The 9,994-nt window shown below is 63.2% G+C and carries 10 protein-coding genes; 5 read left to right on the top strand and 5 right to left on the bottom strand.

All coding sequences use genetic code 11. The annotated features are described in order from the left end of the window. Nucleotides 1-168 precede the first annotated feature (168 nt). Complete coding sequence (locus NKJ26_RS11820) at nt 169-1,236, top strand: alpha/beta fold hydrolase (protein ID WP_352695367.1); 1,068 nt, start codon at nt 169-171, stop codon at nt 1,234-1,236. 197 nt (nt 1,237-1,433) lie between these two features. On the opposite strand, the gene nadE is transcribed toward NKJ26_RS11820, so the two are convergent. From nadE to NKJ26_RS11800, 3 genes are all read right to left on the bottom strand, one after another. Then, complete coding sequence (nadE, locus tag NKJ26_RS11810) at nt 1,434-2,261, bottom strand: NAD(+) synthase (protein ID WP_352695366.1); 828 nt, start codon at nt 2,259-2,261, stop codon at nt 1,434-1,436. 603 nt (nt 2,262-2,864) lie between these two features. After that, a complete protein-coding gene (gene pyk / locus NKJ26_RS11805) occupies nt 2,865-4,298 on the bottom strand; it encodes a pyruvate kinase (protein ID WP_027023535.1) in 1,434 nt (477 codons plus the stop codon). Beyond that, the gene (locus NKJ26_RS11800) at nt 4,295-4,741 is read right to left on the bottom strand and encodes a DUF1036 domain-containing protein (RefSeq protein WP_502903103.1); all 447 of its coding nucleotides are present in this window, start codon (nt 4,739-4,741) and stop codon (nt 4,295-4,297) included. The genes pyk and NKJ26_RS11800 overlap by 4 nt, the downstream gene beginning before the upstream one ends. Before the next feature lie 287 nt (nt 4,742-5,028). On the opposite strand from NKJ26_RS11800, the gene NKJ26_RS11795 reads away from it, so the two are divergent. The 3 genes from NKJ26_RS11795 to NKJ26_RS11785 all read left to right on the top strand — a co-directional run bounded on the left by NKJ26_RS11795 (nt 5,029) and on the right by NKJ26_RS11785 (nt 7,731). Next, nucleotides 5,029-5,826 carry an N-formylglutamate amidohydrolase gene (locus tag NKJ26_RS11795; RefSeq protein WP_352695365.1) on the top strand — a complete coding sequence of 266 codons (798 nt, stop codon included), beginning with the start codon at nt 5,029-5,031 and terminating at the stop codon, nt 5,824-5,826. Between the two features lie 10 nt (nt 5,827-5,836). Beyond that, nucleotides 5,837-6,145, top strand: coding sequence for a DUF1244 domain-containing protein (locus NKJ26_RS11790; RefSeq protein WP_352600310.1), 309 nt, complete (start codon nt 5,837-5,839; stop codon nt 6,143-6,145). 404 nt (nt 6,146-6,549) lie between these two features. Then, nucleotides 6,550-7,731, top strand: a complete 1,182-nt coding sequence (locus tag NKJ26_RS11785) for an MFS transporter (RefSeq protein WP_352695364.1) — start codon at nt 6,550-6,552, stop codon at nt 7,729-7,731. Here NKJ26_RS11785 and NKJ26_RS11780 read toward each other — a convergent pair. Next, nucleotides 7,689-8,603, bottom strand: a complete 915-nt coding sequence (locus NKJ26_RS11780; RefSeq protein WP_352695363.1) for a LysR family transcriptional regulator — start codon at nt 8,601-8,603, stop codon at nt 7,689-7,691. The two genes, NKJ26_RS11785 and NKJ26_RS11780, sit on opposite strands and share 43 nt — an antisense overlap. Nucleotides 8,604-8,700: 97 nt before the next feature. Between NKJ26_RS11780 and NKJ26_RS11775 the strand changes: the two genes are divergently transcribed. Next, complete coding sequence (locus NKJ26_RS11775) at nt 8,701-9,672, top strand: SDR family oxidoreductase (protein WP_352695362.1); 972 nt, start codon at nt 8,701-8,703, stop codon at nt 9,670-9,672. 57 nt (nt 9,673-9,729) lie between these two features. Here NKJ26_RS11775 and NKJ26_RS11770 read toward each other — a convergent pair whose 3' ends face one another. Beyond that, complete coding sequence (locus tag NKJ26_RS11770; RefSeq protein ID WP_140735496.1) at nt 9,730-9,888, bottom strand: DUF3309 family protein; 159 nt, start codon at nt 9,886-9,888, stop codon at nt 9,730-9,732. Between the last annotated feature and the right edge of the window lie 106 nt (nt 9,889-9,994).

The following is a 9,994-nucleotide window of genomic DNA, read 5'->3' as shown; positions in this document are numbered from 1 at the left end:
CCTACGCTCTTACCTGAGTACTTATTTTATCTTGTACGCCAGTAGGATATTAGTTCAGACCTTCAGTACTACTGCCGTACTGCAGTACTGACCTACTGCCCTACTACCCTACTGCCCTACTACCCTACTGCCCTACCCCACAACTTATCCCGTCCCACCCCGCTCCACATGAACCTGATCTACGCCGCACTGGCCTTCCTGATGGCGCTTGTCTTCGGCCTTGTCGGCGTGACGCGCGTCGGCTCATGGCGGATCGAGCGGCGCAATCCCTCGATCGGTGAATTTGCCGACATCGGCGGCGCTCATATCCACTATGTTCATGTGCCGGCGCCCGCCGGTGCCGACCTGCCGCCGATCGTCTTCATCCACGGCGCCAGCGCCAACCTCAGGGACCAGATGCTACCGCTGCGGCCGCTGCTCGAAGGCCGCGCCGAAATGCTGTTCTTCGACCGGCCAGGCTTCGGCTGGTCGGGCCGCGGCTCCGGCAACAACGAGGATCCCTCGGCCCAGGCGAACACCCTCGCCGTGCTGATGGACGGTCTGGGCATCCGAAAGGCGATCATCGTCGGTCATTCCTTTGGCGGCGTGGTGACATCGGCTTTCGGCCGCGAGCATCCCGACAAGACGCTTGGTCTGGTCTTCCTGGCACCGGCGACCCATCCCTGGCCGGGTGGCGCAACCTCCTGGTACTACGATCTGACCACAATTCCGGTGATCGGCCGGCTGTTCTCCGAAACGCTTGCCTATCCTGCCGGAATGCTGCGGATGGCCGACGCCACGACCTGCGTGTTCTCACCCAACAAGGTGCCGGAGACCTATCTCGCCAATGCCTCGATCCCGTTGGTGCTGCGGCCATCGGCCTTTCGCGCCAACGCCAACGATGTCGCCGGGCTCTATCGCTATACACTCGGCGCGGCGCCCCACTATGCAGACATCCAGGCGCCGGCCGTGATCATTTCGGGCGATCGCGACAAGGTCGTCTATGCGAAGATCCACTCCGTCGGTCTCCAGCGCGACATACCCGGCGCCCAACTCGTCTGGGTGCATAATCTCGGCCACAAACCGGACTGGATTGCCCCCGATCTCGTCGTCGGCGCCATCGAGAAGGTCTCCGGCAGGGATGTCGACCTGCTGGCGATGGCCAAAAGCGTCGAAGCCCGGATCGCGGGCGATCTGTATGGCGTCGGCAAATGCGCCGATCTCAAGGAGCCGGAAGCAGAGCTTGCACCGACCTGACACGTGTCATCCGAGAGTCATCGCAAGACGCCATTGATGGGCACCGCATCTTCTTCGGTCACGGCGCATGCGCCGTTCTCGCCGGCACCTTTCTCGACCATTCTCCTCTGGAAGGATCTTACGCAGAACGGATCATCCCAGGCGGGGCTTTGCCGGAAACCATATCGACGCTTCCCATGACATTCTCGCCGAGTGAATCATGGCGCAAATGGCATCTCACGCTTGTGATGGGTCTTCTCGTACGTCCGGCAGATGATATCGAAGGCTTCCTGGCGTACCGGCTCGCCATGCAGGAAGGCGTCGATCTCAGCATAGGTGACGCCATGGGAGGCTTCGTCGGGCTTGCCCGGTGCCAGGTCCTCAAGGTCGGCGGTGGGGATTTTTTCCACCAGGAACTCCGGCGCGCCGAAGTGCCGGGCGATGGCCCGGACCTGGTTCTTCACCAGCCCGCTCAACGGCGCCAGGTCGCAGGCGCCGTCCCCGAACTTGGTGAAGAAACCCATTACCGCTTCCGCCGCGTGGTCGGTGCCGATCACCAGGCCATGGGCCGCCCCGGCGATGGTGTATTGCGCGACCATGCGCATGCGCGCCTTGGTATTGCCGAGGACGAAGTCCCGCGACAGCGCGGCCTTGCCTTCGAACGCCGCGACTTCCCCGGCCAGGGATTTGACCGCCGGGCCGATGTTCACCGTGTGGCGCTCGTCGGGGGCGATAAAGTCCACCGAAGCCTGAGCTTCGTGTTCGTCGAACTGGGTTTCGTACGGCAGGCGCACCGCAATAAAGCGATAGTCCAGGTTGCCGGCGCGTTCGCGCAGCTCACGCATGGCGCGCTGGGCCAGCAGGCCGGCGGTCAGCGAGTCGACGCCGCCACTGATGCCCAGCACCAGGGTCTTGAGCCCGGAGTTCAGCAGGCAATCCTGGACAAAGGAGATCCGCCGCGTCACTTCGGCTTCGAGGGCGGCCTGGTCGGCGAACGGTGGCTGGACCTTGAGCTGTTCAGCAATCTGGCGCTGTACGGCTTGCATGATTCACTCCTTGCGGGATGGGGGCTTGAACGGGTTGATGGGTACGGCCTGGCGAGGCTCTAACGGTGACCTGGAAGACCTGGCGCAGGTAGGCCACGACGTTCGGATCCTTGCACTGGGCCTTGCCCGCTCGTCGGAGATCTTCGCCACGGGCTGGCCGTTGCGGTCATTTTAAGCACGATGCTCATCGGTTCCATCCCCACGATGTCGCAGTGAAGTTGGTGCCGATGCCGAAGCTGATATTGATCCGACCGCGGCGCGCGGAACATCCCAGGTGGGCCTCCCACAGCGCCGCCGGGCACTGCGCAATCGAGAAAGTCGATTTCGACCTGCTCGACGCAGCCGAATTGAATTGACGAAAGATACTGGGCCCGGACCAGCACCTCCATTACCCATTCCTCGTATGCGCCGCTTTCTGCGGCGCATAGACCATGCCGATGCCGCGGCAAGGGCGCTCAGGAAACACTTCAAGACACGGCTAGACCGTTTCACCGTTTCATGGAAACGGCGAACCGCTCTAACTCTTTGTTTTGAATGCGATTCCCAAGAGAAAGCGCTATGCGCTTTCCCGGGAAAACCGCTCACGCTCTTCCTGGAATTGCTCTAGCGGCCGGCCGCTTCCGATCCGACATAGGCGATGCGCAGCATGTTGGTAGAACCCGGCGTCCTCAGCGGCACGCCGGCGGTGATGATGACGCGGTCTCCCGGCTTGCCGAATTCTTCTTCCAGTGCGATGCGGCAGGCGCGATCGACCATGTCGTCGAGATCGGTGGCGTCGGGCGAGACGACGCAATGCGTGCCCCACAGCAGCGACAGCCGCCGCGCGGTGTTGACGATCGGCGACAAAGCCACGATCGGCACCTGTGGCCGCTCGCGGGCGGCGCGTAGCCCAGTGGTGCCGGACGCCGTGTAGGTGATGATCGCGGCCAATTTCAGTGTCTCGGCGATCTCGCGCGCGGCCAGCGAAATGGCGTCGGCGCCGGTCGCTTCCGGCTCGGAGCGCTGCGCGTTGATGATGCCGGCGTAGGTGGGATCGGTTTCGACCTTGGTGGCGATGCGGTTCATCATCGCCACCGCTTCGACGGGATAGGCGCCCGCCGCCGATTCGGCCGACAGCATGATGGCGTCGGCGCCCTCGAAAACGGCGATCGAAACGTCGGACACTTCGGCGCGTGTCGGCACCGGTGCGGTGATCATCGATTCCAGCATCTGTGTTGCAATCACGACCGGCTTGCCGGCACGGCGCGCGGCGCGCGTGATCTGCTTCTGGATGCCGGGCACGGCCTCGAGCGGCATCTCGACGCCGAGATCGCCGCGCGCGACCATCAGCGCGTCCGACAGTTCGATGATCTCGGCCAGCCGGGCGACTGCCTGCGGCTTTTCGATCTTGGCCATGATCAGCGCCCGGCCGCGCGCGATCTTGCGTGCTTCCGCCAAATCCTCCGGCCGCTGCACGAAGGACAGCGCCACCCAGTCGACGCCCGTGGACAACACGGCGTCGAGGTCCTTGCGGTCCTTCTCGGTCAGCGCGCCGACCGGCAGATCGGTGTCGGGCAGGCTGACGCCCTTCTTGTCGGAAATCGTGGTGCCGGCGACGACCGTGCAGACGATCGCCTTGCCGTTGCTCTTCACGGCCTTCAACTCGAGCTTGCCGTCGTCGATCAGCAGGCGATGCCCGGCCTCGACCGAGCTCAGGATTTCGGGATGCGGCAGATAGACCCTGGTCGAGGTGCCGGGCTCGGGATTGTCGTCGAGCGTGAAAGTCTGGCCGACGGTCAGCACTTCCTTTCCATTGGCGAACTTGCCGACGCGCAGCTTGGGGCCTTGCAGGTCGGCCAGGATGCCGATCGGCCGCTCGACCGCTTCCTCGACCGCGCGGATGCGTGCGACCAGCGTGCGCATCAGCTCATGATCGGTGTGGCTCATGTTGATGCGGAACACATCGGCGCCCGCTTCGAACAACTTCTTCAGCATTTCCTCCGAGGAGGAGGCCGGACCGATGGTGGCTAGGATCTTGACCTTGCGGCTACGTCTCATTGACTGTTTGTTCCCGGGGCGGCTGGAGCGCCTCCCGTTGCGGGCTCATCGGTCAGCTGGACCATCCAGCTTGCCTGCTCGCCCGTGTCATATTCCTGGAATCCGGCGCGCTGAAAGCCCCGGGCGACGCAATCGGTTACGCCGGCGATCTTGAACTCTTTTTCAGCCACGCACATGTTGATCGGGCCGTCCCAGCGTCCACCGCGCTCGGCGTCTTCTGCATAAAGATAGTAAAACCTTGATGACAGCGGCCCTTCGATCAAAGTCTTGCAGCTCGATCCTTCTATGTGCCACCAGCCTTCGGTGATCCAGCCGGCCTTGGCGCGATAGCCTATACCGACGCCGACAAGGTTTTGCGTGGCATTGCAGACGCGGAAATCCGCGCGCGCGGGCGAGGCCGCGACCATCGCGGACAGCCCCGTGGCGAGCGTCAGGAGCGGCATGGCGAAGGCAAAGCGCACGCGCCGCCCGCCGGCGAAACTCATCCTGAAACCCCTCAAGAACCACATCAGCATCTCTCTGCGCCCCTTTTCGGAAAAGTCCGGGCGCATGTCAACGCGCCGTTTTGTCCAATTCCAATCGATTTAGAAAGGCAACGGCGCACAATTCGCCGGCTGCTTCCAGATTTCCGCAGAAACCTTGGCCAAACAACGGCATTGCGCAAGCGTCGTCTTCGTGGAATGACGATAGCATCCTCCCCGGAAGCCAGCGAACAGACCATTTCCCGCCGATGACCCGATCCACAGTTTTCGCGCCTTTGGACATTGTCGAGGGCGACCGCAAGCGAGGCATCGTGCTGCTGGCCGACCATGCCCGCCGCGACCTGCCGGAGGACTATGGCAGCCTCGGTCTGCCCTTGGCGGAGTTCGACCGCCATATCGCCTACGACATTGGTGTCGAGGCGGTGACGCGCGAACTCGCCGCCTCGCTTGACGTACCTGCGGTGCTCGCCAATTTTTCGCGGCTGCTGATCGATCCCAATCGCGGCGAGGACGATCCGACCCTCATCCGCCAGCTCTATGACGGCACCGTGGTGCCGGGAAACTACCCTCTCGCGCCGGAGGAGCGCGAAAGACGGCTCGATCGCTTCTACCGGCCTTATCACGACGCCGTCGGCGCCATGATAGCCTCGGTCGCGCAGGCCACAGGGCAAGCGCCATTCATCCTCTCCGTGCACTCCTTCACCCCGACCATGCAGGGGATCAAGCGTCCGTGGCATGTCGGCATCTTGTGGGACCGCGACGACCGGGTAGCCCGGCCGCTGATCGACATGCTCGCCGCCGACAAGAGCCTCGTCGTCGGCGACAATGAACCCTATGACGGCGCGCTGCGCGGCGACACCATGTTCAGGCACGCCATCGTCAACGGCTACCCCCACGCGCTGGTCGAGATCCGCCAGGACCTGATATCAGACCAGAAGGGCATCCTTGCGTGGGCCGAGCGGCTGGCACCGATCGTTGACGCGATCGATCGCCGTGCCGATATACACACGGTGAAGCAATTCGGCTCGCGCACCGGGCCGGTATGAGGAGGTTTCGATGACCGAACTCAGTAACGAGCAGAAGCGCGACTTCGAGGCCGCCGCCTTCCGCCGGCTGCTGGCGCACCTGCGCGAACGCAGCGACGTGCAGAACATCGACCTGATGAATCTCGCCGGCTTCTGCCGCAACTGCCTGTCGAACTGGTATCGCGACGCAGCCAACGCCGAAGGCATCGATCTCTCCAAGGACCAGTCGCGGGAGATCGTCTACGGCATGCCCTATGCCGAATGGCAGGTGCTCAACCAGACCGAAGCCTCCGACGCCAAGAAAGCCGAATTCGAGGCAAGGCGGCCCAGGGATCATTAGAGATAGGAGAGCGGCCCCCAGCCACGGTATCTGCGATCGGCGAGGCTTCTCCGACTTCGTCATCCTGGGGTGGAGCAGTCGCGAAGCGACGTCGCGGAAACCCTAGGATCCATGCCGCGACGGTTTCCGAGAGCACAGCGGCTCAGAATGAAGGGCGCACTCACCGGAGCTAATTTTGCACCGTAGCATCGCTCAGAAGTCGCGGCAGGATCCTCGGGTCTGTGCCGCGTCGCTATGACGAAGGGGGAAGCGTTTCCGTTAATCTCCAACGTAGTAAGTCCGCCAAGAACGATGCCGGGCCTATTTCGGCTTTGGTCCAAGCATTTCCCTGCGAGCAACGCTTGACTGGAAATTGAATCGATCTAATTTGCCGCGCAAAGCCATTTTCTGACCGGATTCGCCCGATGAATGCGCAAAACGCCATGCAGACTGCCATTCGCGGACGATGGGCCGTGGCCGCCATTTTCCTTGCCAATGGCTTTCTGACCGGCAGCTGGGCGCCACAGATTCCGGTGTTCCTGACCCGGCTGGACATTTCGAAATTCACGCTCGGCCTGCTGATTCTTTTGTTCGGCGCCGGCGCCGTCGCCGCCATGACCTGGTGCGGCCACCTGATCTCCAGGCATGGCTCGCGCACAGTGCTGCGCTGGTTCGGTCTTTGCGGCAGCCTTGGCTTGCTGGTGGTGGCATTGGCGCCCAACGTTCCGCTGGCCGCCATCGCCATGTTCGTCTTCGGCGGCTCGATCGGCGGCATGGATGTCGCCATGAATGCCAATGCGGTGGTGGTTGAACGGCGGCTCTCCCGCGCCATCATGTCGTCCTCGCATGGTTTCTGGAGCCTTGGCGGTTTCTTCGGCGGCGCGCTTGGCGGCTTCGCCATTCAGAATTACGGCCACCTCGCCCACGCTGCGGTGGTAACGGCGCTTGCCTTCGCGGTGATCGCGGCGGCGGTCCGCCACCTGATCGCCGAGGCGAGGCCGCAAGCAGCCGAGCATCATAAATTCACGCTGCCGGCCAACCCGCTGGTCTACCTCGTCGGCCTGATGGCGCTGCTGACGATGATCTCGGAAGGCGCGGTGCTCGACTGGGCAGCCCTGTATCTGCGGCAGGAACTCGGTGCCGATCTTGCCATTGCCGGTCTTGCCTATGCTGCCTTTTCCGGTGTCATGGCGGTCATGCGCTTCTTCGGCGACGGCGTGCGCAACCGCCTCGGCGCGGTCACGACGCTGCGCGGCTCGGCGATCGTCGCCGCCGCCGGCATGCTGGTCGCCGGCCTGTCGCCCTCGCCCTGGCTTGCCATCGCCGCTTTTGCCCTTTGCGGCTTCGGCATTGCCAACATGGTGCCGATCATCTTTTCAGCTGGCGGCAACCAGGAAGGCATGTCGTCGGGAACCGGCATGAGCGTCGTCACCACCATGGGCTACTCCGGTATCCTCGTAGCGCCGTCGGCGATCGGCTTCGTTGCCGAGCATTCCAGCTTCGGCCCGATCTTCATTGCGATGTCAGGCCTACTGATCGTTGTTCTGCTGATGGCCGGACTTGCTCACCGCGCCGAATTCGCCCCTGACGCAGCACCCGCCGAATAGCGCTTCAGCTCCTCGTGGAGAAAATCCGCCACGCGGCGGATGCGCACACTGGTGCGCACGTCGCGGTGCATGGCCAGCCACACCGGCAGATCGGGCAGTGGAAAGCCAGGCAGCACCTTTTCCACCAGCGGGTCGCGGTCGGCCAGCGGCTCCTGGCCGAGACCAATACCGTTTCCCGCCCGCACCGCTTCCCACAGGACGATCTGGTTATCCGCCCTGAAGCGGAAACTGCCACGGGTGACGGGAATGCCATGCTGGACAAAGGCACGAAGCATTTCGTCGCTGCGGTCGAAGCCGACCAGCGCGTGCCCGGCAAGATCGGCGGGCTCGCCGGGACGACCACGCCTGTCGAGATAGGATTTGGCTGCACAGGCGCAGAGCGGGATATCGCAGACCTTGCGCGCCACCAGCTCGTTTTGCGCCGGCTTGACCATGCGGATGGCGATGTCGGCATCGCGGCGTAGCAGGTTCTCGACTTGGTTCGAGGCGACGATCTCGACCTCGATCCCCGGTTCCTCCACGCCGAGCCGTGCCATCATCTCCGGCAGCACATAAGCCGCCACCACCTCGCTGGCGGCAATGCGCACCGTGCCCTCGATCGCCTCGACCGAGCCCAGCGCCAGCAGCGAAAAAGCGCTCGCCTGCTCGCTTACCGCCTTGCCGCGCTCGAACAGCGTGCCGCCGGCTTCCGTCAGTTCATAGCCACGCCGCCCACGCCGGAATAGCGTGACCCCGAGCGCCTGTTCGAGCTCGCCGATGTGACGGCCAAGGGTCGGCTGGCTTGCCGAGAGCTTTCGCGCCGCAGCCGAAAGGCTGCCGGTTTCCGCCACGGTGACGAAGCTCTTGATCAGGTTCCAGTCGATTTCATCCATTCATTTCTGAATATCAGGACTCCATTCACAGTCAATTTCCATTCGCATATGAGGTGATCATATTCGGACTGCAAATCCCAACCCAGGAGTACTTCCAATGACCAAGATCGCAATTCTCGGTGCCAATGGCCGGCTGGGCCGCGTGGTCGCCAAGGCCTTCATCGACGCCGGCTACGATGTCCGCACCATCACCCGCAGCGGCAAGGTGCCTGACGAACTCAAGGGCGCCACGGGCGTTGCCGGCGACGCCCTCGACCGCGAAGCCCTCATCCGCGCCACGCAAGGCGTCGATCTCATCTTCAACGGCCTTAGCCCGATCTACACGGACTGGGGCAAATGCCTGCCGATGGCCGAGAATGTGATGGCCGCCTGCCATGCGAACGGTGCGCTGCATCTCTTTCCCGGCACCGTCTACAATTACGGCTCGCCGATGCCGGCGGTGATCACCGAAGACACGCCCTTCTATCCGACAACGGAAAAAGGCCGCATCCGTGTCGCCATGGAAGATCTGTTTCGTCGCGAAGCCGCGGCCGGGCGTGTCCGCACCGTACTCTTGCGGGCCGGCGACTTCTTCGGCGGCACCGGCAGCGGATCATGGTTCGATCTGGTCGTCGCCGCCAAGATGAACAAGGGCACCTACACCGCGCCCGGTCCGGTCGATCTGGTGCACGAATGGGCCTATCTGCCGGACTTCGCCAAGGCCTTTGTTGGCCTGGCGAAAAACCTCGACAAGCTCGACGCCTATGAATCCCTGAACTTCCCGGGCCATGCAGTCACCGATCTGCAGATCAAGGCGGCTTCCGAGAAAGCGCTCGGCCGCGCGCTCAAAATGACCTTGATGCCTTGGTGGGTGCTGCGTGCCGGCAGCCCGTTCGTGGCGATGTGGCGCGAGATCGTCTCGATGTCCTATCTGCGCTTCGAACCGCACCAACTGGCCTCGGCAAGGCTGGAAGGCATCATCGGCCCAGTCCCGCATACGCCGCTCGATCAGGCGGTCGCCGAGGCTCTCGAAGATATCGGTATCCGCACAGTGGATGTTGACGTAAACGGCGTTTCGAGAGTTGCCTGAGACGCACGGCGACGGGCGCAACGGCGAAATGCCCGCTACACCCGTCCTGCGGGCGGCTCAGAGCCGGCCCATCAGCAGCAGCACCAGGACCACCACCAGCACCACGCCGACAATGCCCGATGGTCCGTAACCCCAGGAGCGCGAATGCGGCCAGGCCGGCACCGCGCCTATGAGGACCAGGATCAGGACGATAATGACAATGGTGCTGATCGGCATCAGAAATTCCCCGCTCTGCGTTTGCTACGGAGCAATGCCCTGCATTGCTCCGTAGCAATGCTTTGCATCGGCTCTCTGGAGAACAATGCAAAAGGCCGCCCGATTG

This window comes from Mesorhizobium sp. M0152, assembly GCF_040322415.1.
GTDB lineage: Bacteria > Pseudomonadota > Alphaproteobacteria > Rhizobiales > Rhizobiaceae > Mesorhizobium.
Note: the sequence above shows the minus strand (reverse complement) of the source record. Positions and strands in the feature narration are given on the sequence as shown.